Here is a 25303-nt window from a genome sequence, read left to right on the forward strand (position 1 = left end):
CTGCAGCGCTAATACCATGCGCTGCCTGATTCATGCAGTTGTTACTTGGCTTGAACGCCCTTTTCAACGACTGCATCGCTAGCGACTACTGCCGTTACGGCCGCTACCGGGCTGTTTGCCACCGGCGCCTTGTAAGGCTCGACCGGCGTAACACACAGGGCGTCCGAAACGATGGTGCGATTCAGGATAGCCTTGTACAAATCAGTCGGCACATTGCTGTAGCGGCGCACAGGTTCACGCTCGCTCGGCTTTTCCAATGCCAGGTAATCGTCGCGGTTCAGCGCGCCGCCACCGGCACGTGCCGTTTCTACCCATTTATCAAAGTCCGCGTCGCTCACGCCATGGAACTTGAAGCGCATGCCCGAGAAGCCGGCGCCGCTGTAGTTCGAGGAGAAACCGTCATACACGCCAGTCTTGTTCATCACGGCATTGAGCTTCGTTTCCATGCCCGGCATGGCGTAGATCTGACCTGCCAGTGCTGGAATGAAGAACGAATTCATGACGGACGAAGCGGTGATCTTGAAGCGGATAGGACGGTCGATCGGCGCATACAGCTCATTGACCGTCGCGATACCTTGCTCAGGGTAAATGAACAGCCATTTCCAGTCCAGTGCCACGACTTCCACGATCATCGGCTTGGTGCTGGCCGGAATCGGGCGGTTGGCGTCGATACGGCTCAATGGACGGTAGGGATCGAGGGTGTGGGTGCTGATCCAGGTCAGCAGGCCCAGCACGATGATGATCAGCAGGGGCGCGCCCCATATGATCAGCTCGAGGCGAGTCGAGTGGTCCCAGTCCGGCTCATATTTGGCCGCGGTGTTGTTTTTACGGTAGCGCCATGCGAAGAGCAGGGTCAGGGCGATGACCGGAACGATAATCAACAGCATCAGCAATGTCGATATAACAATCAGATTGCCTTGCTGAATAGCAATGTCACCGGACGGATTCAGTACCACTGTATTGCAACCAGCCAACAGAGTCAGGGGTAACAAAGCCAGTCCGTGACGAACTTTTAATGAAAACATACAGGAAAATCCAGTACAGGGGATGAAGATATGTTACTGTATTCTCACTGGAGCGCGTTGGCAATTGGACGTTTTGTCCACCCCCTGGCTCGGACTTTTACTCGGCAATAGCTAGCTTTTCAGCCACTACCGCATGAATAGTCCACCTCCGGGCGTGAGACCCCCGGGGTAGTGAGCAAACGCGTTGGCCGAACTCGAAACTATATTGGAGACGATCATCATGTCCAGCACGCGCACACACAACGGGGACGTTCCTGCCGATTTTTCCCCACATTCCCTGCGCGACGCACGCGGGGCCGGCACCGAAGAGTCGCACATCGACCCCGGCGAAATTGCCGTCGGAGTCATCATCGGCCGCGCTTCCGAATACTTTGACTTCTTTGTCTACGCCATCGCCTCGGTGCTGGTGTTTCCGCGCGTCTTCTTCCCGTTTGAAGAGCGGCTCGAGGGCACTTTATACGCCTTTTTGATCTTTTCCTTTGCTTTCATCGCCCGCCCGTTCGGCACCGTGATCTTCATGGAGATCCAGCGCCGCATGGGCCGCAGCGCCAAACTGACCATCGCCCTGTTCCTGCTGGGCGTGTCGACCGCCGGCATCGCCTTCCTGCCCACCTACGCCCATCTCGGCTTCGCCGCCATCATCTGGCTATCCGTGCTGCGTATCGGCCAGGGCGTGGCGCTCGGTGGTTCCTGGGATGGCTTGCCGTCCTTGCTGGCACTGAACGCGCCAGCCAACAAGCGCGGCTGGTACGCCATGCTGGGCCAGCTGGGCGCACCGGTCGGCTTTTTGCTCGCTGGCGGCCTGTTCTTCTATATGCTGGTCACCCTGTCTGACGATGAATTCCTTGACTGGGGCTGGCGCTATCCTTTCTATGTCGCCTTCGCCATCAACGTGGTCGCCCTGTTTGCGCGGCTGCGCCTGGTGTCGACCAATGAATATGCGCGCCTGCTGGACGAACGCGAATTGCAGCCCGTCAGCGTGTTCGAGATGAGCCGTGGCCAGGGCCGCAACGTGCTGATCGGCGCCCTCGCCGCACTGGCCAGCTACGCCCTGTTCCACCTGGTCACCGTGTTCCCGCTGTCGTGGATTTCCGTCTACCAGACGCGTTCAGCGCCCGACTTCCTGAAAGTCCAGATGCTGGGCGCCGTACTGGCCGCCATCGGCATCGTCCTGTCGGGCTTGCTGGCGGACCGCTTCGGCCGCCGCACCACCTTGGGAGTGCTGGCCGTGCTGATCGCCATCTTCAGCGCCTTCGTGCCAACCCTGATGGGCGGCGGCAATACCGGCCAGGACGTCTTCATCCTGGTTGGCTTCAGCCTGCTTGGCTTGTCCTACGGCCAGGCCGCCGGCGCCGTGACAGCCAACTTCCCTGCCCGCTTCCGCTACACGGGCGCCGCATTGACGTCCGACCTGGCCTGGCTGGTCGGCGCCGGCTTCGCCCCGCTGGTGGCGCTGGGACTGTCGGCCAACTTCGGCCTGGCCTACGTCAGCTTCTATCTGCTGTCGGGCGCCGTCGCTTCGCTGGCGGCATTGAGCCTGAACCGGGCGCTGGAGATACGCGACTGACGTATAGATATACAGTCAGCGCTAAACCGATAAAAAGCGCCGGACAGTTCACTGTCCGGCGCTTTTTTCATCTGCCCAATCGCAAGGACATCAAACGATCATGGCAGTGCATGCTCTGGATGCCTCATGAATGATGAGGAAACGACAGCTTTTGTGACATCAATGATAACCATCCAGGCATGCTCACGCCTGGTGCGCTCCCGTGCATGAAAAACATTGCACATCAGTTAAAATCCTTCCCACCGCTTATCCACCCCGGACCCGATGAATACCAAGACGCCTATCGATACCTTCAGTTTCCGCCGCATCCTGGCCCGCAACGTCACCCTGCCCCTGATCGTGGGCGTGGTGACGGCGCTGGTCTTTGTTGGCCTGATCGCCTACCTCTTGTCCTCCTTACGCTCTGTGGAGCATTCGGAAAGGGTGATCGGCAATGCCAATGAAGTCATGAAACTGTCGGTCGACCTGGAAACGGGCATGCGCGGCTATTTGCTGACAGGCGATGAAGCCTTCCTGGCGCCCTATAAATCGGGCAAGGCCAAGATTGCCGTCGAAATGTCGACCCTGCTGGAACTGGTGGCCGACAGCCCGATACAGATCGACCGGCTGCGCCGCATCCGCGCCTTGCAGGGCCAGTGGATGGACTACGCGGAAAGCGTGATCGCGCAGCGCCGCAACAACCAGGAATTCCTGGCCCGCGTGCGCCAGGGCGAAGGCAAGCTGGAGTTCGATGAAATCCGCCGCGAATTTCTCAACTTCATCACCATGGAACAGCGCTTGCGCCAGGAACGCAGCGACCAGGCCGAAAATGGCACCGCGCTCACCGTACTGGTGTTTCTTTTCCTGAGCCTGGGCTTGTCGGGTCTGCTGGCCTACCTGGGACGACGCGAACTGCTGCACTTGTCTTCCATCTACAATGGGGCGCTGGAGCAGCGCGGCAAGGATAATGAAGTGCTGCAGGAACAGGCATGGCTGCGCACGGGGCAGACCGAACTGGCGGAACACACGCGGGGCCAGCTTGCCCTGCCGCAGCTGGGACGGCAAATACTCGATTTCCTGTCCAGGCGGCTGGACGTGGCCGTCGCCACCTTTTATGTGATCGATGACGATGGCAGCCTGCGCCGTACGGCCGTATATGGTTTCACCGAGCAAGGTGCGCGTGAAAAGCAAGTCTTCAAGCTGGGCGAAGGACTGGTCGGTGAAACGGCACGCGAAAAACGCCTCAAGCATATCCGCCAGGTGCCTGGCAACTATCTGACCGTCAATTCCAGTATCGGCCATGGCGCGCCGCTGGAACTGGTGCTGTTGCCGGTGGACAATGAAGGCACGGTGAATGGCGTGATCGAGCTGGCCTTTACGCACGCCGTCGGCCAGCGCGATCTGGAATTGCTGCGCCTGATCGCCGCCAATGTGGGCACCTCGGTAGAAGCGGCCCAGTATCGCCAGCGCCTGCAAAATGTGCTGGAAGAAACACAGCAACTGAATGAAGAGCTGGAAGTGCAGCAGGAGGAATTGCGCACTGCCAACGAAGAACTCGGTGAACAGTCGCGCGTGCTGGAACAGTCGCAAGCGCACCTGGAAGCGCAAAAAGCCGCGCTGGAACATTCCAACGAGCAACTCGCCGTACAAGCGCTGGCGCTGGACCAGAAGAACATGGCCATCGGTGAAGCGCATACCCAACTCGAAGCGCGCGCCGAGGAATTGCAAAAAGCCAGCCGCTACAAGTCTGAATTCCTGGCCAATATGTCGCACGAGCTACGCACCCCGCTCAATAGCTCCCTGATCCTGTCGAAATTGCTTGCCGACAATAGCAACGGCAACCTGACGCCCGAACAAGTCACGTTCGCGCAAACCATTTATTCAGCCGGCAACGACTTGCTGACCCTGATCAACGACATCCTCGACATTTCCAAGGTCGAGGCCGGCAAGCTGGAACTGGTGCCGGAATCCGTGCCTTTCGAGGAATTATTAAGCAGCATGAAGATGATGTTCGGCCCGCAAGCGCAGCAAAAGCACCTGGAATTCGTAGTGCAAGTGGCGCCCGATGCGCCGCCAGCCTTGGTCACCGACCGCCAGCGCCTGGAACAAATCCTCAAGAACCTGCTGTCGAACGCCATCAAATTCACCGATGCCGGCACGGTAACCCTGCACGCCGGCGTCGATGAAGCCGGCAATGCGCGCTTCCAGGTGCAAGATTCCGGCATCGGCATCGCCGACGACCAGCAGCAACGCATCTTTGACGCCTTCCACCAGGCGGACGGCACGACCAGCCGCCGCTATGGCGGCACCGGCCTGGGCCTGTCGATTTCACGCGACCTGGCAGCGTTGCTGGGCGGCAGCATCGAACTGGCCAGCACGCCTGGCCAGGGCAGCACGTTCAGTTTGATCTTGCCGCTGGCCTGGCAAGCAGCAGTGCCACGGCGCCCAGCCTCCGTCAGCGCGCCAGCCATCGAGCCTGCCGCAACGGCCACTGCACCTGCCGCTGTAGCGCTACCTGCCAGGGCCGTACCTTTACCCACCTTCAAGGATGACCGCGACCAGGCGATCACCCCCAAGACCGGCCAGCGCTCGGTGCTGGTGATCGAGGATGAACCGGCGTTTGCCGGCATCCTGTTCGACCTGGCGCATGAGATGCACTACCGCTGCCTGGTGGCGCACGGCGCCGACGAAGGCTTGCGCCTGGCGCTGGAATTTTTGCCCGACGCCATCTTGCTTGATATCGGCTTACCCGATCGTCCGGGCTTGCTGGTGTTGCAGATGCTCAAGGAAAACCCGCTGACCCGCCATATTCCCGTGCACATCGTGTCCGGCAACGACCAGGTACAAGCGGCCATGCAACTGGGCGCCATCGGCTACGCAACAAAGCCGCGCACGCGCGACCAGTTGAAGGAAGTCTTCCTCAAGCTGGAAGCGAAATTCACGCAAAAGATGAAACGCATCTTGCTGGTGGAAGACGATGAACGCCAGCGCGAAAGCGTGGTGCGCCTGATCAGCGACGATGACGTCGAAATCACCGCCGTGGCGCTGGGCGAAGAAGCCCTGGCCCTGCTGAAAACCCAGACCTTCGACTGCATGATCATCGACTTGAAACTGCCCGATATCCAGGGCAACGAGTTACTGGAACGCATGGAACACGAGGAATTGTGTTCCTTCCCGCCCGTCATCGTCTACACGGGACGCAACCTGAGCCGCGAAGAAGAAGCGGACCTGATGAAGTATTCACGCTCGATCATCATCAAGGGCGCCCGTTCGCCTGAACGCCTGCTCGACGAAGTGACCTTGTTCCTGCACAAGGTGGAATCGGAACTGTCGAGCGAGCGCCAGGGCATGCTGCAACAGGTGCGCAGCCGCGAACGCGTGTTCGAAGGGCGCAAGATCTTGCTGGTTGACGACGATGTACGCAACATCTTTGCCTTGACCAATGCGCTGGAGCAAAAAGGCGTGCTGGTGGAAATCGGCCGCAATGGCTTCGAAGCCATCAGCAAGCTCAATAGCGTGGACGATATCGACCTGGTGCTGATGGACGTGATGATGCCCGGCATGGATGGCCTGGAAGCGACGCGCCAGATCCGCGCGGACGGCCGTTTCAACAAGCTGCCCATCATCGCCATCACGGCCAAGGCCATGAAAAATGACCAGGAAGAATGCCTGCAGGCAGGCGCTTCCGATTATCTGGCCAAGCCTATCGACCTCGACCGCCTGTATTCGCTGCTGCGCGTGTGGATGCCAAAGATGGAACGCATGTGACGCAAACGATGCATGCCTCGGTAGTACCCTATACAGATGCGCAACTGCAAGCGTTGATGGAAGCGCTGTACCAGCGCTATAGCTACGACTTTCGCGACTACTCCCTGCCATCGCAGCGGCGCCGACTGAATCACGCACTGGAGCGTTTCCAGTGCAACAGCCTGTCAGCGCTGCAGCGTATCGTGCTGGACGACGCGGTTGCCTTTGGCCAGCTGCTGCAGATTTTGACCGTGCCAGTGACGCAAATGTTCCGCGACCCCGGCTTTTTCCTGGCCTTGCGCCAGCAAGTAGTACCGGTGCTCAAGACTTACCCCTCACCCAGGATCTGGGTGGCCGGCTGCTGCACGGGCGAGGAAGCGCTGTCGCTGGCCATTGTGCTGCACGAAGAAGGCTTGCTGGCGCGCAGCCTGATCTACGCCACCGATATCAATCCGCAAGCGCTGGAAAAAGCAGCAACAGGCGTGTACTCCATATTGCGCATGGAACAGGCCAGTGCCGATTACCTGGCGGCAGGCGGCACGGGCCGGCTGGAAGACTATTACACGGTAGCGCATGCAACGGTGCGTTTCGACGCCCGCCTGCTGGAACACATCAATTACGCCGATCACAGTCTGGCGACGGACAGCGTTTTCGCGGAAACGCAATTGGTCTGTTGCCGTAACGTCTTGATCTACTTTAACAAAACCTTGCAAGACCGGGCACTGGGCCTGTTCCACGAATCGCTGTGCCACCGGGGTTTCCTGGGACTGGGAAGCCGCGAAGTACCGAATTTTTCCAGTGTTGCCGACGATTTCGAGCCGCTGCCGGAAGCAGAAAAGCTGTACCGCAAGCGCGCCAGGAAACACGCATCAGGAGTACACCATGACACATGACAGCAGCACCAAATTATTGATCGTCGACGATCTGCCTGAAAACCTGCGCGCGCTGAACGCCCTGATCCGCGAACACGACCGCAGCATCTATCAAGCGTCGTCGGGCGAAGAAGCGCTGGCCTTGCTGCTGGAACATGATTTCGCGCTGGCCATCCTCGACGTACAAATGCCGGAGATGGATGGTTTCGAGCTGGCGCAATTGATGCGCGGCACCGAAAAAACCCGCCATATTCCCATCGTCTTCGTCACGGCGGCCGGCAAGGAAATGAATTTTTCCTTCCAGGGTTATGAAAGCGGCGCCGTCGATTTCCTGCACAAGCCGCTCGACATCAATGCCGTGCAAAGCAAGGTCAACGTCTTCGTGGCCTTGCACCAGCAGCGCATGGAAACGCGGCGCCAGGTCTTGGCGCTCGAAGAAAGCCGCCGGCAGCAGGAAGCGCTGCTGCAGGAATTGCGCACCACCCAGGCTGAACTGCAGCGCTCGCTACGCATGCGCGACGAATTCATGTCGATGGTGGCGCACGAATTGCGCACGCCCTTGAATACCCTGTTCCTGGAGACGCAGATGCGCACGCTCAATCTGGAGCGCGACAACCTGGCCGCGTTCGCGCCAGACAAGCTGCAAAAGATGGTCGAGCGCGACGGGCGCCAGATCCGCAGCATGGTGCGCCTGATCGACGACATGCTCGACGTGTCGCGCATCAGCAGCGGCAAGCTGTCGATACGCCGCGAGCCGGTCGACCTGAGCAGCCTGGTGCGGCGCCTGGCCGACGATCTGTCACCGTATGCGGCGTCGACCGGCAGCACCCTGGCAGTGCAGGCGCTGGAGCAGGTCAGCGGCTACTGGGACGCCTTCCGCGTCGAACAGATCGTCGTCAACCTGATCAGCAATGCCTTGCGCTACGGCGAAGGTCAACCGGTGGAAATCAGCCTGGCCGCCACCCAAAACAGCGCCGTGATCGAGGTGCGCGACCATGGCATTGGCATCAGCGGCAAGGACCAGGAACGCATCTTCGACGCCTTCGAGCGCGTGGTGCAGCATGACCGCAGCGGCGGCCTTGGCCTGGGACTGTTCATCACCAAACAGCTGGTCGACGCCCACGGCGGCGCCATCACCCTGCAAAGCCAGCCCGGCCATGGTGCCCTGTTCAGCGTCACCTTGCCGCTGGCGGGAAGCTGAGGCCGTCATGACTGCGATGAATAAACCAGCCGGCGGAGCTTTTTTGCTGCAACTGGAACGCCGCGTACGCCAGTTGCAGGGCACAGACGATATTGTCTGCCTGTTGACGCAGATGCTGGGCCAGCGCCTGGGCGCCCAGCAAGTTATGTGTTTTGACGTCGACCAGAAACTGCCGGCCCCAGCCTTGCTGCATGCCTGGAGCGACAACCAGAAGTTCGGCGCCGTGGGTGAATATATACTGGGCGACGAGCTGCGTGCACAATTGCTCGATGAGTGGCTGGCAGCCTGTCCGGTTGCCGTCAGCGACGTCAGCCATGATCCGCGCACGGCCGCGCCAGCCACGCTGGCCACCTTCGCCCGCCTGTCGATCCAGGCCTTGCTGCACGTGCCCATCATCAGGGACAGCCGGCTGGCCGCACTGTTCGTGATACACAGCCGTTCGGTACGCCTGTGGCACGCCGACGATATCGAACTGGCCGTACACGTGTCGGAGCGCATCTGGTCGACCATCGTGCGGGCCCAGGCTGAAGAACAATTGCGCACCTTGCGCAGCGACATGGAACGCCTGGTGGCCGAGCGTGCACGCGCATTCGGCCGCACCTGGAAAGTCAGCCCCGACCTGCTGGGCGTGCTCAACCTGGAGGGCTATTTCGAACACTCGAATCCCGCCTGGCAAGCCACCCTGGGCTGGAGCGAAGAAGAAATCCGCAGCACGCGCTTCCTGGACCTACTGCATCCCGACGACCTGGAACGTACCCGGACCGGCTGGGCAGCGGCCAAACAGGGCCAGCCGGCATTGCGCTTTGAAAACCGCTACCGCCACAAACTGGGTGGATGGCGCTGGCTATCGTGGGTAGCCGTGCCCGAGGGAAACAAGGTGTATTGCAGCGCACGCGACATCAGCGTGGAAAAGAAAAACGCTGAAGAACTGGCAGCGCACCACCGCCTCGCGGTCCCACCTGCGCCAACCAGCAGCCTGGCCCACGACTTCAACGACGTGCTGCAGACTATTGCTGGCAAGCTGCAACTGCTGCAGACCAGCGTGGCTAACAATGAACAAGCGGCGCTGCAGCTGGCCAGTTGCCAGGCGGCGGTCGAACGAGCGGCCACACTGGCGGCACAGTTACTGTCCCGCCGAACAGACTGTTAGCTTGCCGGCACCACACTTTTGCGCTTGAGCGCGGTTGCCAGTTCGTCCAGGCCGTAGGGCTTTTGCAGGAAATGGGCGCGCTGGTCCTGCGCCAGGCTGGCGCCCCAGTCGTGGCCTGAGGCGAACACCACGTCCAGGTGGGGCCAGCCGGCGCGCGCATGGCGGGCCAGCTCGGCGCCGGACATGCCGGGCAGGCTGATGTCGGTCACCAGGATATCGAGTCCCGGCAAGGCCAGCAGTGGCAAGGCTTCCTCTGCGCTACGCACGCCGTGCACCGTATGGCCGAGGATATTGAGCATTTCCGTGCTCATCACGCGGGCATCGTCATTGTCTTCCACCAGCAGCACGCGCCGGCCCGACGGATCAGGCGCGCCAGGCAGGCGGCGGTCGGCCAGCAGATGGCGCACGGTGCGCGCCAGGTCTTCACGCCGGTAGGGTTTGCTCAGCAGCTCTACGCTGGGCGCCAGGCGGCCATCCTGCATGATGACGTTGTGCGTGTAGCCCGAAGTAAACAAGACGGCCAGTTCAGGCAGTAGCTGCCGGGCCTGGCGCGCCAGTTCGGTACTGCCCACGGGGCCGGGCATCACCACATCGGTAAACAGCAGGTCGACGCTGACGCCGCCGCGCAAGATCGTCAGAGCGGTCGCGCCATCACCCGCATGCAGCACTTCATAGCCAAGTCCGCGCAGCATGTCGACTACCGTGTTGCGCACGGCGGCGTCATCTTCCACCACCAAAATGGTTTCGCCGCCGCCCAGCACGGGCCCGGCCAGGCCAGGCGGCGGTTCGGCCAGGCGCTCCAGCGAGCGCGGCAGGTAAATCTTGAAGGTGGTGCCAGCGCCGGGCGCGCTGTCTACCTTGATGTGGCCAGCGCTCTGGCGTATGAAACCATAGGCCATGCTCAACCCCAGACCCGTGCCATCGCCCTCTTTCTTGGTGGTAAAGAACGGCTCGAAAATCTGGTCGATCACGTCACGGTCCATGCCATGGCCCGTATCGGTAATACTCAGCAAGACATACTGGCCGGGCAACACATCGGCATGCAGACGGGCATAGGCGGCATCCAGGGTCACATTGCTCAAGGCAAAAGTGATCCGGCCGCCGTCTTCCATCGCGTCGCGCGCATTGATCGCCATGTTGAGCAGCACGTTTTCCATCTGGTTCGGGTCGACCAGCGTATGCCATAGTCCATCGCTGATAAACGTTTCTTCGGCAATTTGCTCGCCCAGGGCGCGCCGTATCAATTCATGCATGCGGCGCAGCAAGCGTCCCAGGTCGGTCACCAGCGGGCGCAAAGGCTGGCGGCGCGCAAAGGCCAGCAATTGCGACGACAGCTTGGCGCCCCGCTCGACAGCCGCAGCAGCCGACGCCAGGCGCTGCGCCGCCTGCGAGTTGTCGGCCAAAGTCAGTTTCAGCAGTTGCAGATTGCCCGAAATAATTTGCAGCACGTTATTGAAATCATGGGCCACGCCGCCCGTCAGCTTGCCGATCGATTCCAGCTTTTGCGCCTGCAGCAAGGCTTGCTCGCTGCGCACCAGCGCCAGCCGGGCGTCACGCTCATCGGTCACGTCGCGCCCTATCGCATGCACCAGCTCTTGCGCGGGCACCGCCGTCCAGGAGATCCAGCGATAGCTGCCATCGCGGCGCCGGTAGCGGTTTTCCATGCGCAAGGTGGCGCCGCAGCGGGCCATGCGCGCCAGGTCGTCGAGCGCCGCGCTGCGGTCTTCGGGATGCACCAGGCTAATGAAATCCATGCCTAGCGACTCGATTTCAGGCCGCTCCAGTATATTGGTCCAGGCAGGATTGACTGCGATAATCTTGCCGCGCATATCGGCCACCAGCATGATGTCGGTCGACAAGCGCCACATGCGGTCCCGGTCGGCCGTGCGGTTGGCCATTTCCTCTTCCAGCGAGGAATTCAGATAGGCCATCTTTTCCAGCAAATTCTTTTGTTCCTGCACGTCCGTGTTGGTGCCGACCCAGCGCAGGACCAAGCCTTGCTCATCGAACAGCGGCATGGCGCGCGCCAGGAACCAGCGGTAGCTGCCGTCGCTGGCACCGCGCATGCGGAATTCATTTTCATAGGCGCTGGCCTGGGCCACGGCCTGCCGCCAGCTATCTTTGGAAGCCTGGCGGTCGTCGGGATGCACGCATTCGCGCAAACCGCCCTCCACCAGCGCTTGCAGCGACAATCCCGTGTATTCGCAGACGCGCTCGTTGACCCAGTAAGTGTTGCCCTGGCTGCAGGCCAGCCAGGCCTGGTTGGGCATGGCCGAGGCCAGCGAGCGGAACTGGGCTTCCCGGTCGAGCAAGGCGTGGCGCGCATGCCAGTGATCGTCGATGTCTTCGGTAGAGCCATACCATTTCATGGGCTGGCCAGACTCGTCGCGCCGGCAATAGGCGCGCGCCCTTACCCAGCGGTAGCGCCCGCCGCGCCGCTGCACGCGCAATTCCACGTCGCAGGGCTGGCCACTGGCCACCGCCTCGCCCCAGGCCGCTTCGGTGCGCGCCAGGTCTTCCGGGTGCACGGCATCGCGCCAGTCATCGCCCAGGCCTGGGTTTCCCGTCCATTCACGCCAGCGCTGGGCCACGTAATCGAGCTGGCCCGCCTGATCCGCCGTCCACAGTACCTGGGCATTGAGTTCGATGGCGTACTGGAAATGTTCGCGGCTGGCGTGCAAGGTCGCTTCCAGCTCGCTGCGTTCGATCACATGGGCCATGATGCGCGCGGCCACCAGCAGCAGCTCAGTCTCGTCTTGCGTAGGATGGCCAGGCGCCTGGAACAGCAGGCCCAGCACACCGAGGATGTGGCCCTTGGCGCTGAACACGGGGGCAACCCAGCAGGCGCGATAGCCGTGCAACAACGCTTGCTTGCGGCCCAGGCTCCAGTTTTGCTCGCGCGCAATGTCGCCGCAATACACGGGCGCACCGGAAAATGCCGCCACGCCGAATGGCGACAGCGGCGATGGCGGCGTATCTTGCTGCAGGCTATGGCAAAGCTCGTGCGGCAGGCTGGGAGCGGACAAACCACTGATGCGGTCAGCCTCGTCGATCGTGACAACGCAGCCGTGCATGGTTTCCTCGGACTGGCCTTGCAGCGCCAGCAACAGTTGTTCCAGCACATGCGCCAGACTGGCGCCTGCAGCGATGCTTCCCAAGGCGCCATGTTCGGCGTCCAGCAGTTGGATGATGTTGTTTGCGTGCACCTTATCGATAAGCTATGTCACTGATGCCCGGAATATACCATGGTGCAAGCCTATCAAGACAGAAAAGCATAACAGCGTTTTCTATCTGGCCGCCATCTTCAGCGTCTCTGGCAAACGTTGTTGCAGCAGCGCCAGCAAGGCGCGCGTCTTGGCCGCCAGGTGGCGATGGCTGGGATAACAAGCCACCACGTCAAGCGGCATCGCTTCAAGATCGAGTTTGACATGCACCAGATTGCCTTTCTCCAAGTCAGCCTCGCAGGCAGCGCGGGCCAGCAGTGCATAACCTATCCCTGCCAGCGCCGCGCTGCCCGCCATCTCGCCGCTATCGACCCGGTAACGGGCCTGCACGTCCGTGTGCAGTGGCCGGCCATCGGCAGCGCGAAATTGCCAGGCCTTGCCGTGCAAGGCAGCCCGCGTGGTAATACAGGGCAAGCTTGTCAGCTGGCTCACCGTCTGTGGCATGCCGTGCCGTTCGACTAGTGACGGCGAGCCCACCACAATGCTGGGAAAGGACAATAAAGTCTGCTGGATCAATGAGCTGTCGGGTGGCAAGCCGCGCTGGAACACGATCGCCAGGTCCACGTCGTCGCGCACCGGTTCGCTGCCCGTCATCGTGGTCTGGCATTCGATCTCCAGCAAAGGATGCTGGGCCGCAAACTCGGCGACCAGAGGACCGATTCGCCGCGTGCCGAACTCTCCAGGCAGGCTGAGCTTCAATACACCGCGCAAGGTAGCGTGCTGGTCCTGCAACTCGGCTTCCAGCAACAACAAATCGTCCATCAGCGGCCGCGCCCGCGCGTGCAGCAGCCTTCCCTGCCCCGTCATGCGCAATTGCCGCGTGGTCCGCTCCAGCAGCCGCGATCCCATATCCGCTTCCAGCTGGGCGATATGGCGGCTGATGTTTGAAGTGGGCAAGCCCATGGTCCGCGCCGCAGCGGCAAAACTGCCTGCGTCCACGACCGCCAGGAAATAGCGTAAGTGATTCAGATCGATGGTGTTATTCATCCAGATTATCCCGATATTGCAAAGATGCATGCCAATTATCACCCATTCCGCCAATTGCAATGCTGATCTACCATGCCTGTCCTTGATCAACTGGGAGTAAACATGCATATTTTGATATTGGGCGCCGGCATCGCGGGCGCCGCTTGCGCCTTGACCTTGCAGCGCCAGGGCCACCGGATTACCGTACTGGAGCGCCAGCAGGCGCCAGACACCATGGGTGGCGGCGTAGTGCTGTGGCCGAATGCCAGTTGGGTGCTGGAGCAGATGGGTTTGCTGGACGCGGTGGCTGCCAAAGCTGGTACACCGGTGCAGATGCGCCGGCTGGATCGTCACGGCGAATTACTGAGCGCGCTCGATATCGGCCAGCTCGACCGTGCCATGGGCCAGGCCAGCCATGCGATCTTGCGGCGCGACCTGCAAGCCATTTTGCTGGGCAAGCTGCAAGAGCTGGGGGTGGAGGTGCAATATGGCAGGCCAGTGGTCTCGGTGTCTCACGGTGCGGACCAGCAAGCACGGGTGCACTTGTCTGACGGCCAGGTGCTGCAGGCAGACCTGATCCTGGGCGCCGAAGGCCGCATGAACTCAAGCGCGCGGCAGTTTGTGCTCGATGGTGCAGCTTCACCGCGTTATCAGGGGTTTCTTAACTGGGTGGGTATGACACAGATGCCTGCCGATCAGCCGCCCCTGTTCGATGCGATGGCCATCCACGATTACCTGGGCCAGGGATTGCGGTTCGGTATCGTGCCTGTATCTCCGCACGCGTTTTACTGGGCGGGCGCGCAAACGGCGCCGCTTCTACCGGAGTCGGCGCCGCCCAATCTGCAAACCCATCTGCTTGATCTGTTCCACGACTGGCCCGATCCCGTGCGCAGGGTCATAAAGCATAGCCAGCCACAAGCCATCCGCCAGATCGCTATTTACGACCACGATCCCATCGAGCGCTGGCACCGGGGCAACGTCTTGCTGGTAGGCGACGCCGCCCACGCCGCCCTGCCTACTTCAGGCCAGGGCGCCTGCCAGGCGCTGGAAGACGCGTATCACCTGGCGCAGTGCCTGCAACAGTGTCTGCAAGGAAGTGACCTGGAGACGGCCTTGCCTGCGTTCACGGCCCGCCGGCAAACCAAGACAAGCCAGATCACCTTGCAGGCGCGCGCCGTGGCGCAAGCCTTGTTCAACACGGACGAACACGCCTGTCGGCAACGCGACGAACAGGCGCGCCAGGCCGATGCACGGCAAATCATGGCCGATATGGCGCGCGGCTGGGGCAGTGGATTGCCGCTCTCTTCATAGCTATAAGCCTGTGCTACAGTGTTGTTATTACTTCCAGACAACATGAATACGCCCATGCAGCATTCCCTGATCGCCACCGCCCTGCTCGCTTCCATCCACGGCGCCGTCGCCGCGCCCATGAGTCTCGATGACTATCTGGCCTTGCATGGCCCCGAACCGACGGTGCAAATCCCGTATGGCGCGGCGCCCTCGCAATATGCGCAATTGTTCCGCCCCACTGGCGCGGGGCCGTTCCCGGTGGTGGTGCTGGTGCATGGCGGCTGCTGGACGGTGGCGTTCGGCGGCATCAGGCAAATGCACAATGTGGCAGGCGCGCTGGCTGCGCAAGGCATTGCCGTGTGGAATGTGGAGTATCGCCGCGTCGATGAAGCGGGCGGCGGTTATCCCGGCACCTACCAGGATATGCATGCAGCGCTCGACAGCCTGCAAAGCCATGCGACGCAATATCAGCTCGATACCAGCCGTATCGTGGCCATGGGCCATTCGGCCGGTGGGCAACTGGTGCAATGGATCGCCGGCCGGACAAAACTGCCGAAGACCAGCCCGCTGTATCGCGACAACTTCCTGCCCGTCAATAACATCATCAGCCTGGGTGGCCTGGCCGACCTGCGCCATGAAAAAGACTTGATCAAGACTAGTTGCGAGCGCGAGATGGTGCAACTGGCGGGCAGCGCCAGCAGCGAGCGGCCGGACATCTACAGCGACACCAACGCGGCCGAGCTGATGCCCAACGGCAGCCGCACCGTGCTAGCCACCGGGGAACTGGACACCATCTCCCCGCCGAGGGTCGCGCACGACTATGCGGCCAAAGCCACACTGGCTGGCGACCAGGCGGAAGTGCTGATCCTGCCTGGCGCCAGCCATTACGATGAAATCGCCGCTACCTCGAATGCGTGGAAGATGATCTTGCCGGTGATCCGCCAGATGCTGGGTATGGAGGCCGGGGAGATTCGCCCATGAAGGAACTGAAATTCAATATCTTCGGTGCATTGATTTCCGTGCGCGGCGCTCCCGGCGCATGGTCTGCGTTTTATTTCGGCGCCGAAGGCAAGCGCCGCCCCGCCGACTTTGTCATACCCGGCAACTTGGCGGAAGAGGAACTGTGCGAATACCTGGCCGACCTGTTCCATGAAGACGCCACACCGCGCAATCATTCGGCAAAACAATTATCATGAAGCGGGCCATCGCCTTCATGCTGCTGGCCGCCGCTTCCACCCTGGCGCATGCCGGGAATGCACAGCAACTGGAAGACAGCCTGATCCACGCACTGCAACTCAAACCAGGCACGAACGAGCGCAGCGGCTATTCCGGCAAGGCAATCCAGGCCTATAAACAAGCTGGCCTGGTCGGCAGGAGGCCGAACCAGCGCTTTGACTACACCGATTACTATCTGGTGGCCAAGGGTGCCAGCTTCCTGGGCCATGAACTGGTGCTGATCGAAGAGGAATACATCACGCAATATATAGGCTGCTGCGTCAGTCCCGGCGTTGGCGTCACGGTGAAAGTGAACAGCAGCACAAAAAACCTGGCAGCCTTCGCCAAGGCCAATCACTGCACCTTGCTAGATCCGGTCGATCTCAACCATGCACTGCGCGACGTCGCCATCCAGGCCAGGTTTCCCAAGGCACACTATGCCTCACTGAGTTGCAGGGAGCGCGATGCCGATCGTGACGATGACTGATTAGTATCTATACCCAGCGGGACTAAGAATAGCCAGAAGTTACTCCCCAGCTCCGCCCAAGATAACAATCAAACCTGGCGCCGGCGTAAAGCTAAGCCTATCAACGCCAGCCCAGCCAGCGACATCATCACACTACCGGGCTCCGGCACAACCGAAATGGCTTGAGCATCGAATATCCATTTGCCGCTCGTTGCCGTTGCGCTGGTGATCACATTAATACCGCCATTTTGTCCGCCATCGAAAATACTGAAATACATGGCATAAGAAAGGGCTGACGTACTCCATTGCGGGAGATCATCATCGCCATACCACTGGCCGCGCCAGCTTGCACCTTTAGCATCAGACAAAGTATATTCCTGTACACCAGACTGGCCGTTATACAGATTCATAGAGTTCACCGCAACAGTAACCCTGGTCAAGCCATCGGCCTCGGGACGGACCACAAATTTCCCGTCTGCGAAGGTCCCAAACATCGCATTGTGCGCAACCAGGGCATAAGCGCCACCCTCCCCTCCCCCAAAGCGAGCCGTCTCATATGTACCGCCCATCACCATCGTGGGCGCGACACTAACGCTGAATCCGGCATGCGGCACTACGATCAGACCGCCGAATGAGCGCTCAAAGCTACCAGTCGGATAGGAAAAGTGTAAAGGGATGTCCAGCGTATTGCCATTGACGCTAAGGCCGTCGACGCCATATGTATCGGTGTCGTAATAAAAATCCATATTACTACCAACCAACTTTTCATAATTAGCAGCCTGCACAGGAAAGATACAAGCCAGTGCCAACGCTGCGGTAGGCAGGCGACGAAGCAAGTTCAAAGTTTTCATTGAGTGTCCTGAAATATAATCAAGACATAAAGATAACTATATTGTTTCTTTTGGTATACAAATTTTTAATATTTATCAATATCATGTACGGCAAGCCCAAGCAACGCAGCCATGGACAACTCTCAGGCCCGCGACTCAGGCCCGCACTTAAAATCATTGAACAGTGGCAAGGTAACGGGCTAATTGGGCAAAAGTGGCCTTGAACCCTTCCGTCATGGACGAATGCCCCTCAACAAAAGTCTTATGCTGTTCGTCGTTGGCCTGATGCGGCGTCGAGCGCAAGGTCATGGTCGTCTTGCCATCCTCTTCCGTGAGCGTCATGGTATTGAACGATTCCAGCGGCCAGGTCGCGCTGCCTGGATGCTGCACAGGATTGCCCTGCTGATCCGCAAACGACAGGATAGAAACGATGCGCTCCGGGGCATCGATCTGCTGATAGGTGAACTTGCCCCACATCTCATAGCCATTATCGGCCCGCATGCCGTAGTGAAAAATACCGCCAGGTTTGAGATCCAGCGCCAGCACGCTGAGGGTAAAGCCGGACGGGCCCCACCATTGCGCCAGGCGTTCCGGCTCCACCCACGATTGAAAAACCAGTTCGCGCGGGGCGTCGAAAGTCTGGCTGATGACAAAGTCGCTGCTGTCGCGGTACTGGCCCTGCTGGTCTGCCGTGCTCATGCTGTCTCCCTTTGAAGTTAGTCTTGTCCCAGCACCTAATGTAGCAGCGCGGTCAAAAAACAGGAAGGCCCGCACGCGGCATAAAACGGCATGCTAGAATATTAGTTCGAAACCTAACTATTAGACGACTCACCTTATGACCTCTATCGAAGAGCGCTTCTCGACCGCGCTCCACCGGACGGCGCGGGGCTGGCGTAATGCCATCGATCGGCGCCTGAAAGACCTGGACCTTGGGCAAGCGAGCTGGCTGACCATCGCCATGATCGCCAAATCGCCCCAGCCACCCTCGCAAAGCGAGCTGGCGCAGCAACTGGGCGTGGAAAACCCTACCATGGTGTCCATGCTGGACCGGCTGGTGAAATCGGGCTTCGTGTTGCGCCAGCAATCGGAAACCGACCGCCGCGTCAAACTGGTGGTGCTGACGGAATCGGGCACAAAAGTCTATGACACCGTACGCAAGGAAGCCGATGGTTTCCGCAAGGAATTGCTGCAAGGCATAGATCCTGAGCAACTGCGCATCGCCACGGAATTGCTGGAAACCTTGCAGTGCATGACGGAACTGGGTGGCACCGAGGGCGGGTGTTCCTGATGAGTTCAGTTTCCACCGCCCTGCCCGCTTCGCAGGACCCTAGCCTGAACCGGCGGATGATCACGATTTCGATCATGCTTGCCACCATCATCCAGGCGCTCGACGGCACCATCGCCAACGTGGCGCTGCCGCATATGCAAGGCAGCTTGTCTGCCTCGCAAGACCAGATCACCTGGGTATTGACGTCATTTATCGTCGCCGCCGCCATCGCCACGCCGCTCACGGGCTGGCTGTGCGACCGCTTCGGCCAAAAAAATACTTTCCTCGTTTCCGTTGCCGGTTTCACGATCGCTTCGGTGCTGTGCGGCCTGTCGGGCACTTTGTCGGAAATCGTCGCCGCCCGTTTATTGCAGGGCGTGTTCGGTGCGGCGCTGGTGCCGCTGTCGCAAGCGGTGCTGCTCGACATCAATCCGCGAGAGAAACACGGTTCGGCCATGGCCATCTGGGGCATGGGCGTGATGATCGGCCCGATCCTGGGACCGACCTTGGGTGGCTGGCTGACGGACAGCTATAGCTGGCGCTGGGTCTTCTTCATCAATATTCCCATCGGGGCGATGGCCTTTTATGGCATCTGGCGCTATATCCGCAAAGATGCGCCGAAGGGCCGCATGACGTTCGATATGTTTGGTTTCGCCACCCTGAGCCTGGCCATCGGTGCGCTGCAAATGCTGCTGGACCGGGGCGAGCAGAATGACTGGTTCTCGTCCCCGGAAACGTGGATAGAAGCCATCGTGCTGGCCATGAGCTTGTGCTATTTCATCGCCCACACGGCGCTGCGCCCGGCCGGCAAGTCCTTCCTCGACTACCGTTTATTGAAAAACTCGAACTATGTCAGCGGCTTGCTGTTCATCTTTATCGTCGGCCTGGTGCTGTTCGCTACCCGTGCGCTGACGCCGTCGATGCTGCAAGGCTTGATGGGCTATCCGGCCGCGATTGCCGGTCTGGTCACCGCCCCTAGCGGCCTGGGAACGATGATGGCCATGCTGGTGGTCGGCAAGGTGACGGGCAAGATCGATACCCGCATGTTGCTGGCGGCAGGCTTTTCGATTACCGCGTTTTCGCTGTGGCAAATGGCTAACTTCACCCTGACCCTGGTGCCCAGCACGGTGGTGTGGAACGGCATTATCCAGGGCATAGGCCTGGGCCTGGTGTTCGTGCCGCTGAGCGCGGCCACGTTTGCCACCTTGTCGCCCGAGATGCGCGCCGAAGGCACGGCGATTTACAGCCTGGTGCGCAATATCGGCAGCAGTATCGGTATCGCCCTGGTGCAGACCCTGCTGGTGCGCAACACGCAGATCGCCCACGCCTCGCTGACGGAACACATCACGATTGCCAATCCGGCCCTGCAAGATCCGGGCATTGCCAGCGTGTTTAACCTGAGCACCGGTACCGGCATGGCGGCCCTGAATAATGAAATCACGCGGCAGGCATCGATGATTGCCTACCTCGATGACTTCTGGATGATGATGTGGCTGACCATCCTCGTCCTGCCGCTTCTGTTACTGATACGTCCCCCCAAGAAAAATGCGCCTGTCGTGGTCGACCACGCGGCCATGGAGTAAGCATCATGCATAATAAAACCATCAAACTTTCCCTGACCGTCATCGCGTTCAGTCTGGCCCTGGCCGGCTGCGCCAGCATTCCGCCCGATACGCAAGTGTTGCCGCAGCAAGACCTGGCCAAGGTGCAACTGGCGGCCGACATCCACCTGGCCAGCGAAGGCTGGCCTGCCGCCCAGTGGTGGCGCCAGTTCCAGGACGACCAGCTGGACGGCTTGATCACCCAGGCGCTGGCTGCCAGCCCCAGCCTGGACGTAGCCAATGCGCGCATCAACTCGGCCCAGGCCGCGTTCGACTTCCAGCACGCAGACCGCGACGCCAATGTCAGCTTGAGCGCCAATGCCAACCGCCAGCGTTATTCGGGCAATGGCTTGTTCCCTGCCCCCATCGGCGGCAGCTACTATTCGGAAGAAACAGTGGGCGTGCAAGCCCATTACGACCTGGACTGGTGGGGCAAGCACAAGGCGCAAATCGCTTCGGCCTTGGGCGAAGTCAATGCGCGCCGCGCCGAATTCGCCATGTCGGAACAGATGCTGGCCGCCGAAATCGCCAAGCATTATTTCAGCATCCAGACCAACTGGGCGCGCATGGATAACCTGCATGCGCTGGTGAAATTGCAGCAAGACCTGGTGATCGACAAGGAAAAGCGCATCGCCAATGGCCTGGGCGTGAACGACGAACACCTGTCGGCGCAAACCCGCTTGAGTCTGATACAGCAGCAGATCGCCTTGCTGGAAACGCAGATCATCACCGAGCGCGAAGCCATACGCGCACTACTGGGCGCCGACAGCACCGCGCTGGCCAATTTGCAGCCGCGCACGGCTTTAGCCTTGCCGCACGCCATGCCGGGCAAGCTGGGCATGGAATTGCTGGCGCGCCGGCCCGATCTGCAGGCAGCCCGCTGGCGGGTGCAGGCATCGCTCAGCCGCATCGATGCAGCCAAGGCGGCGTTTTATCCCGATATCGACCTGGGCGCATCGTTTGGCCTCGATGCCGTCAAACTGGGCAAGCTGCTCGAATCAGGTAGCCGCACGCTGTTTATCGGCCCCGCCCTGTCCTTGCCGCTATTCGATGCGGGCCGGCTGCAGGCGCAGCTCGGTGGCGCGCGTACGGAACGCAACGAGCTGATCGCCGATTACAACCAGAGCGTCTTCAATGTGGTACGCGACGTGGCCCAGGCCGGCGCCAAATTGCAGGGCGTGGAAAACCAGCTGCGCCTGCAAGATGAAAACATGCGCACCAGCGAAAAACAATTGAGCAACGCCAATGCCCGCCTGAAACAGGGCCTGGCCGACCGCGCCACGCAGCTGAGTGCGGAAATGACCGTGCGCTTCCAGCAAGACCTGTTAATGCAATTGCAGCAGCAGCGGCAAAACGCGGAAATCAGCCTGAACCTGGCCTTGGGTGGTGGCTACCGCGGCGCCAGCGATTTTCCGGACACCAGCACGGCAGCAACTACCTCGACAGCTACACACCAATAACATTGCGAACTAGAGAATTCATCATGAGCAACGATAACAATACAACTACCGTCCAAGCTTCCGACACGCCTGTCGAAGGCAACAACAAGCGCAAGAAAGTCTTGCTGGGCATCACAGGCCTGTTCGTGCTGGCGGGCCTGGGCTGGGCCGGTTACTACAAGCTGGTGCTGTCGAAGGAAGAGCAAACGGATAACGCCTATGTGGGCGGCAACCTGGTCACCCTGTCGTCACAAGTGACGGGCAACGTCAATGAAATCCGCGCCGACGAAACGCAGATGGTGCAAGCGGGCGCACCCCTGATCACCCTGGACGGCATCGACGCCGACCTGGCGCTTAGCCAGGCGCAGGCACGCTTGGGCAATGTCGTGCGCCAGGAGCGCGAACGCTATACGGGCGTGGCGCAATATGAGGCCGTGGTCGAGCAGCGCCGTTTGGCCCTGGCCACGGCGCAGGGTAATCTGGCCCGGCGCGCGCCGCTGGCAGCCGACCATACGATTTCCGGAGAAGACCTGGCCCATGCGAAACAAGCCGTGGATGACGCCAAGGCCGCCTTGACGGTAGCCCAGCGCCAGGCCGATTCCATGCGCGCCGGCGTGGCAGGCGTGCTGCTGGCCAGCCACCCGGCAGTGCTGTCGGCCAAGGATGATCTGGTGCAAGCCTGGCTGGCGGTGCGCCGCAACGCGGTGATCGCGCCTGTCTCCGGTTATGTGGCCAAGCGCAATGTGCAGCTGGGCAGCCACGTCACGCCAGGCACGCCGCTGATGTCCATCGTACCGCTCGATCAGTTGTGGGTCGACGCCAACTTCAAGGAATCGGAATTGCGCAACATCCGCGTCGGCCAGGCTGCCACCATCGAGACGGACCTGTATGGCAGCAAGGTGGTGTACCACGGCAAGGTGCAAGGCATGTCGGCTGGCACCGGCAGCGCGTTTTCCCTGCTGCCAGCGCAAAACGCCACCGGCAACTGGATCAAGGTGGTGCAGCGCGTGCCGGTGCGCATCGCGCTCGACCCGAAAGAACTGGCCACCCACCCGCTGCGCATCGGCCTGTCGACCACCGTCACGGTCGATACCAGCCACGGCGAAGGCGCAACCCTGGATCAACCGATGGTGGCCTCCACCGTGTACAGCACCAAGGCCTTGAGCCAGCCGGTGGATGAGGCAGTGAAGATGGCGGATGCGATTATTGCGCAGAATCTCGCGCATTGAACCATCCATTGAACTCAAACGACATCCGGGGTCAGTCCCTTCGGGATCGGAATACGCTCCATTGGAGTGTATTCCCCCGTCGGGTCAGCCCCCGGTACGTACCCTTCGGGTTAAATCGACCTTACTTCGCCTTCCCCGCAGCAGCAACCTGATCCAATATATGCTTGGGCACGGCGGCGTAGTGCTTGAACTCCATGGTGTAGGTCGCCCTGCCCTGCGTCAAGGAACGCAGGGTGGTGGAGTAGCCAAACATTTCGGCCAGCGGCACCAGGGCGCGCACGATGCGGCCGGTGCCGCCAGGGATGTCGTCGACGCCCTGCACCATGCCGCGCCGGGCTGTCAGGTCGCCCATCACGTTGCCCATGAAGTCTTCCGGCGTTTCCGCCTCGACCTGCATCATCGGTTCGAGCAGCACGGGCGCCGCCTTGCGCATGCCTTCCTTGAAGGCGATGGAACCGGCCATGCGAAACGCGTTTTCATTCGAATCGACGTCGTGGTAGGAACCAAACGTCAGGGTAGCTTTCACGTCCACCACCGGATAACCGGCCAGCACGCCTGATTTCAGCGTTTCCAGGATACCTTTATCGACGGCCGGGATGAATTCACGCGGCACCACGCCACCCTTGATGGCGTCCACAAACTGGTAGCCCGTGCCTGGCTCCAACGGTTCCAGCTTCAGCACCACGTGGCCGTACTGGCCCCGCCCGCCTGACTGCTTGACGAATTTACCCTCGATATCTTCCACCGTGCGCGTGATGGTTTCGCGGTAGGCCACCTGCGGTTTGCCCACGTTCGCTTCCACGCCGAATTCGCGCCGCATGCGGTCGACCAGGATTTCCAGGTGCAGCTCGCCCATGCCCGACATGATGGTCTGGCCTGACTCTTCATCCGTATGCACCTTGAACGACGGATCTTCCTGCGCCAGCCGGTTCAGGGCGATGCCCATCTTTTCCTGGTCGGGCTTGGTTTTCGGTTCGACCGCCTGCGAGATCACGGGTTCCGGGAAAATCATCTTTTCCAGCACGATGATGTGATCGATGGCGCACAGGGTGTCGCCCGTGGTCACGGCTTTCAAACCCACAGCGGCAGCGATGTCGCCCGCATATACTTCCTTGATTTCCTTGCGTTCATTCGCATGCATCTGCAAGATGCGCCCCAGCCGCTCGCGCGCGCTCTTGGTGGGGTTGTAGACCATGTCGCCCGAATTGACCACGCCCGAATACACGCGGAAAAACGTCAGCTGGCCGACAAACGGGTCGGTCATGATCTTGAAGGCCAGCGCCGAAAAGTGTTCATCGTCGGCCGGATGGCGCTCCACCTCATTGTCGTGCTCGTCATGACCCATGATGGGCGGCACTTCCAGCGGCGAAGGCAAGTATTCGATGACGGCGTCCAGCATCGCTTGCACGCCCTTGTTTTTAAAGGCGCTGCCGCACAGCATGGGCACGATTTCATTGCGGATGGTGCGCGCGCGCAAGGCTTGCTTGAGCTCCGCTTCCGTAAAACTGTCGCCATTCAGATAACGCTCAGTCAATTCCGGCGTGGCTTCGGCCGCGTGCTCGACCAGGTTGTCGTGCCACTGCTGCGCCTCTTCCTGCAAGGCGGCGGGGATGTCGCCATAGCTGAACTGCACGCCCTGGCTGGCATCGTCCCAGGTAATCGCGCGCATTTTGACCAGGTCGATCACGCCCGTAAAATGGTCTTCGGCGCCGATCGGCAGCTGGATCGGTACGGCCACGCCTTTCAGGCGGTCGCGGATCTGCTGGCGCACGCGCAGGAAATCGGCGCCCACCCGATCCATCTTGTTGATGAAGGCAATGCGCGGCACATGGTATTTATTGGCTTGCCGCCACACGGTTTCCGACTGCGGCTGCACGCCGCCCACAGCGTCATACACCATTACGGCGCCATCGAGCACGCGCATCGAGCGTTCCACCTCGATGGTGAAATCCACGTGGCCCGGCGTATCGATGATATTGATGCGATGTTCGGGGAAATTGCCAGCCATGCCTTTCCAGAAGGCGGTAGTGGCGGCCGAGGTAATCGTGATGCCCCGTTCCTGCTCCTGCTCCATCCAGTCCATGGTGGCGGCGCCGTTATGCACCTCGCCTATCTTATGGTTCACGCCGGTATAGAACAGGATACGCTCGGTAGTGGTGGTCTTGCCGGCGTCGATGTGGGCGCTGATGCCAATGTTGCGGTAGCGCTCGATAGGTGTTTTGCGGGTCATCACAA

At 60.6% G+C, this 25303-nt stretch carries 19 protein-coding genes; 13 read left to right on the forward strand and 6 right to left on the reverse strand.

Features of this window, described 5'->3' with window-relative positions; translation table 11 throughout:
* Positions 1 to 41 precede the first annotated feature (41 nt).
* Complete coding sequence (gene cyoA / locus HDE75_RS10350; RefSeq protein WP_260173934.1) at positions 42 to 1025, reverse strand: ubiquinol oxidase subunit II; 984 nt, start codon at positions 1023 to 1025, stop codon at positions 42 to 44.
* Between the two features lie 220 nt (positions 1026 to 1245).
* Between cyoA and HDE75_RS10355 the strand changes: the two genes are divergently transcribed.
* The 5 genes from HDE75_RS10355 to HDE75_RS10375 all read left to right on the forward strand — a co-directional run bounded on the left by HDE75_RS10355 (position 1246) and on the right by HDE75_RS10375 (position 9541).
* The gene (locus tag HDE75_RS10355; protein ID WP_183677918.1) at positions 1246 to 2592 is read left to right on the forward strand and encodes an MFS transporter; all 1347 of its coding nucleotides are present in this window, start codon (positions 1246 to 1248) and stop codon (positions 2590 to 2592) included.
* Between the two features lie 264 nt (positions 2593 to 2856).
* A complete protein-coding gene (locus HDE75_RS10360) occupies positions 2857 to 6339 on the forward strand; it encodes a response regulator (RefSeq protein WP_183677917.1) in 3483 nt (1160 codons plus the stop codon).
* 8 nt (positions 6340 to 6347) lie between these two features.
* Complete coding sequence (locus tag HDE75_RS10365; protein ID WP_183678165.1) at positions 6348 to 7211, forward strand: CheR family methyltransferase; 864 nt, start codon at positions 6348 to 6350, stop codon at positions 7209 to 7211.
* Complete coding sequence (locus HDE75_RS10370) at positions 7201 to 8391, forward strand: hybrid sensor histidine kinase/response regulator (protein WP_183677916.1); 1191 nt, start codon at positions 7201 to 7203, stop codon at positions 8389 to 8391. The genes HDE75_RS10365 and HDE75_RS10370 overlap by 11 nt, the downstream gene beginning before the upstream one ends.
* 7 nt (positions 8392 to 8398) lie before the next feature.
* The gene (locus HDE75_RS10375) at positions 8399 to 9541 is read left to right on the forward strand and encodes a PAS domain-containing protein (RefSeq protein WP_183677915.1); all 1143 of its coding nucleotides are present in this window, start codon (positions 8399 to 8401) and stop codon (positions 9539 to 9541) included.
* On the opposite strand, the gene HDE75_RS10380 is transcribed toward HDE75_RS10375, so the two are convergent.
* Positions 9538 to 12747: a PAS domain-containing protein gene (locus HDE75_RS10380; RefSeq protein WP_311735098.1), complete on the reverse strand. Its 3210-nt coding sequence runs from the start codon at positions 12745 to 12747 to the stop codon at positions 9538 to 9540. The genes HDE75_RS10375 and HDE75_RS10380 overlap by 4 nt on opposite strands.
* An 81-nt stretch (positions 12748 to 12828) precedes the next feature.
* Positions 12829 to 13752, reverse strand: coding sequence for a LysR family transcriptional regulator (locus HDE75_RS10385; protein ID WP_183677914.1), 924 nt, complete (start codon positions 13750 to 13752; stop codon positions 12829 to 12831).
* A 102-nt stretch (positions 13753 to 13854) separates the two neighbouring features.
* Between HDE75_RS10385 and HDE75_RS10390 the strand changes: the two genes are divergently transcribed.
* The 4 genes from HDE75_RS10390 to HDE75_RS10405 are packed head-to-tail and all read left to right on the forward strand — an operon-like array spanning position 13855 to position 16723.
* Positions 13855 to 15042: an FAD-dependent oxidoreductase gene (locus HDE75_RS10390; protein ID WP_183677913.1), complete on the forward strand. Its 1188-nt coding sequence runs from the start codon at positions 13855 to 13857 to the stop codon at positions 15040 to 15042.
* Between the two features lie 54 nt (positions 15043 to 15096).
* Positions 15097 to 16002, forward strand: a complete 906-nt coding sequence (locus tag HDE75_RS10395; protein WP_260173937.1) for an alpha/beta hydrolase — start codon at positions 15097 to 15099, stop codon at positions 16000 to 16002.
* Positions 15999 to 16217 (forward strand): DUF7661 family protein, encoded by a 219-nt coding sequence (locus HDE75_RS10400; RefSeq protein WP_183677912.1) that lies wholly within the window; start codon positions 15999 to 16001, stop codon positions 16215 to 16217. The genes HDE75_RS10395 and HDE75_RS10400 overlap by 4 nt, the downstream gene beginning before the upstream one ends.
* Positions 16214 to 16723 carry a hypothetical protein gene (locus HDE75_RS10405; protein ID WP_183677911.1) on the forward strand — a complete coding sequence of 170 codons (510 nt, stop codon included), beginning with the start codon at positions 16214 to 16216 and terminating at the stop codon, positions 16721 to 16723. The genes HDE75_RS10400 and HDE75_RS10405 overlap by 4 nt, the downstream gene beginning before the upstream one ends.
* Before the next feature lie 68 nt (positions 16724 to 16791).
* Here HDE75_RS10405 and HDE75_RS10410 read toward each other — a convergent pair whose 3' ends face one another.
* Together HDE75_RS10410 and HDE75_RS10415 are read right to left on the reverse strand one after the other, a co-directional pair.
* Complete coding sequence (locus HDE75_RS10410; RefSeq protein WP_221291842.1) at positions 16792 to 17553, reverse strand: PEP-CTERM sorting domain-containing protein; 762 nt, start codon at positions 17551 to 17553, stop codon at positions 16792 to 16794.
* A 153-nt stretch (positions 17554 to 17706) separates the two neighbouring features.
* On the reverse strand, positions 17707 to 18231 hold the full coding sequence (locus tag HDE75_RS10415; RefSeq protein WP_183677910.1) for an SRPBCC family protein: 525 nt from the start codon (positions 18229 to 18231) through the stop codon (positions 17707 to 17709).
* A 136-nt stretch (positions 18232 to 18367) separates the two neighbouring features.
* Here HDE75_RS10415 and HDE75_RS10420 point away from each other — a divergent pair, with 136 nt between their 5' ends.
* The 4 genes from HDE75_RS10420 to HDE75_RS10435 are packed head-to-tail and all read left to right on the forward strand — an operon-like array spanning position 18368 to position 23068.
* The gene (locus HDE75_RS10420; protein ID WP_183677909.1) at positions 18368 to 18820 is read left to right on the forward strand and encodes a MarR family winged helix-turn-helix transcriptional regulator; all 453 of its coding nucleotides are present in this window, start codon (positions 18368 to 18370) and stop codon (positions 18818 to 18820) included.
* Positions 18820 to 20382, forward strand: a complete 1563-nt coding sequence (locus tag HDE75_RS10425) for a DHA2 family efflux MFS transporter permease subunit (protein WP_183677908.1) — start codon at positions 18820 to 18822, stop codon at positions 20380 to 20382. The genes HDE75_RS10420 and HDE75_RS10425 overlap by 1 nt, the downstream gene beginning before the upstream one ends.
* Before the next feature lie 5 nt (positions 20383 to 20387).
* On the forward strand, positions 20388 to 21860 hold the full coding sequence (locus HDE75_RS10430; protein WP_183677907.1) for an efflux transporter outer membrane subunit: 1473 nt from the start codon (positions 20388 to 20390) through the stop codon (positions 21858 to 21860).
* Between the two features lie 23 nt (positions 21861 to 21883).
* The gene (locus HDE75_RS10435; RefSeq protein WP_183677906.1) at positions 21884 to 23068 is read left to right on the forward strand and encodes an HlyD/EmrA/EmrK family protein; all 1185 of its coding nucleotides are present in this window, start codon (positions 21884 to 21886) and stop codon (positions 23066 to 23068) included.
* 121 nt (positions 23069 to 23189) lie between these two features.
* Here the strand turns inward: HDE75_RS10435 and fusA are convergent, their stop codons facing one another.
* Positions 23190 to 25298, reverse strand: a complete 2109-nt coding sequence (fusA, locus tag HDE75_RS10440; RefSeq protein ID WP_183677905.1) for an elongation factor G — start codon at positions 25296 to 25298, stop codon at positions 23190 to 23192.
* Between the last annotated feature and the right edge of the window lie 5 nt (positions 25299 to 25303).

The sequence above is a fragment of the Janthinobacterium silvisoli genome, assembly GCF_014200725.1.
In the GTDB taxonomy this organism is placed as follows: Bacteria; Pseudomonadota; Gammaproteobacteria; order Burkholderiales; family Burkholderiaceae_D; genus Janthinobacterium.

What these genes read in the sequence shown, in the direction of transcription:
- HDE75_RS10415 (WP_183677910.1), bottom strand. Translation starts at nt 18,231, where the DNA reads ATGAGCACGGCAGACCAGCAGGGCCAGTACCGCGACAGCAGCGACTTT.
- HDE75_RS10360 (WP_183677917.1), top strand. Translation starts at nt 2,857, where the DNA reads ATGAATACCAAGACGCCTATCGATACCTTCAGTTTCCGCCGCATCCTG.
- HDE75_RS10425 (WP_183677908.1), top strand. Translation starts at nt 18,820, where the DNA reads ATGAGTTCAGTTTCCACCGCCCTGCCCGCTTCGCAGGACCCTAGCCTG.
- HDE75_RS10395 (WP_260173937.1), top strand. Translation starts at nt 15,097, where the DNA reads ATGCAGCATTCCCTGATCGCCACCGCCCTGCTCGCTTCCATCCACGGC.
- HDE75_RS10370 (WP_183677916.1), top strand. Translation starts at nt 7,201, where the DNA reads ATGACACATGACAGCAGCACCAAATTATTGATCGTCGACGATCTGCCT.
- HDE75_RS10375 (WP_183677915.1), top strand. Translation starts at nt 8,399, where the DNA reads ATGACTGCGATGAATAAACCAGCCGGCGGAGCTTTTTTGCTGCAACTG.
- HDE75_RS10435 (WP_183677906.1), top strand. Translation starts at nt 21,884, where the DNA reads ATGAGCAACGATAACAATACAACTACCGTCCAAGCTTCCGACACGCCT.
- fusA (WP_183677905.1), bottom strand. Translation starts at nt 25,298, where the DNA reads ATGACCCGCAAAACACCTATCGAGCGCTACCGCAACATTGGCATCAGC.
- HDE75_RS10400 (WP_183677912.1), top strand. Translation starts at nt 15,999, where the DNA reads ATGAAGGAACTGAAATTCAATATCTTCGGTGCATTGATTTCCGTGCGC.
- HDE75_RS10385 (WP_183677914.1), bottom strand. Translation starts at nt 13,752, where the DNA reads ATGAATAACACCATCGATCTGAATCACTTACGCTATTTCCTGGCGGTC.
- HDE75_RS10390 (WP_183677913.1), top strand. Translation starts at nt 13,855, where the DNA reads ATGCATATTTTGATATTGGGCGCCGGCATCGCGGGCGCCGCTTGCGCC.
- HDE75_RS10355 (WP_183677918.1), top strand. Translation starts at nt 1,246, where the DNA reads ATGTCCAGCACGCGCACACACAACGGGGACGTTCCTGCCGATTTTTCC.
- HDE75_RS10410 (WP_221291842.1), bottom strand. Translation starts at nt 17,553, where the DNA reads ATGAAAACTTTGAACTTGCTTCGTCGCCTGCCTACCGCAGCGTTGGCA.
- HDE75_RS10420 (WP_183677909.1), top strand. Translation starts at nt 18,368, where the DNA reads ATGACCTCTATCGAAGAGCGCTTCTCGACCGCGCTCCACCGGACGGCG.
- HDE75_RS10405 (WP_183677911.1), top strand. Translation starts at nt 16,214, where the DNA reads ATGAAGCGGGCCATCGCCTTCATGCTGCTGGCCGCCGCTTCCACCCTG.
- HDE75_RS10430 (WP_183677907.1), top strand. Translation starts at nt 20,388, where the DNA reads ATGCATAATAAAACCATCAAACTTTCCCTGACCGTCATCGCGTTCAGT.
- HDE75_RS10365 (WP_183678165.1), top strand. Translation starts at nt 6,348, where the DNA reads ATGCATGCCTCGGTAGTACCCTATACAGATGCGCAACTGCAAGCGTTG.
- cyoA (WP_260173934.1), bottom strand. Translation starts at nt 1,025, where the DNA reads ATGTTTTCATTAAAAGTTCGTCACGGACTGGCTTTGTTACCCCTGACT.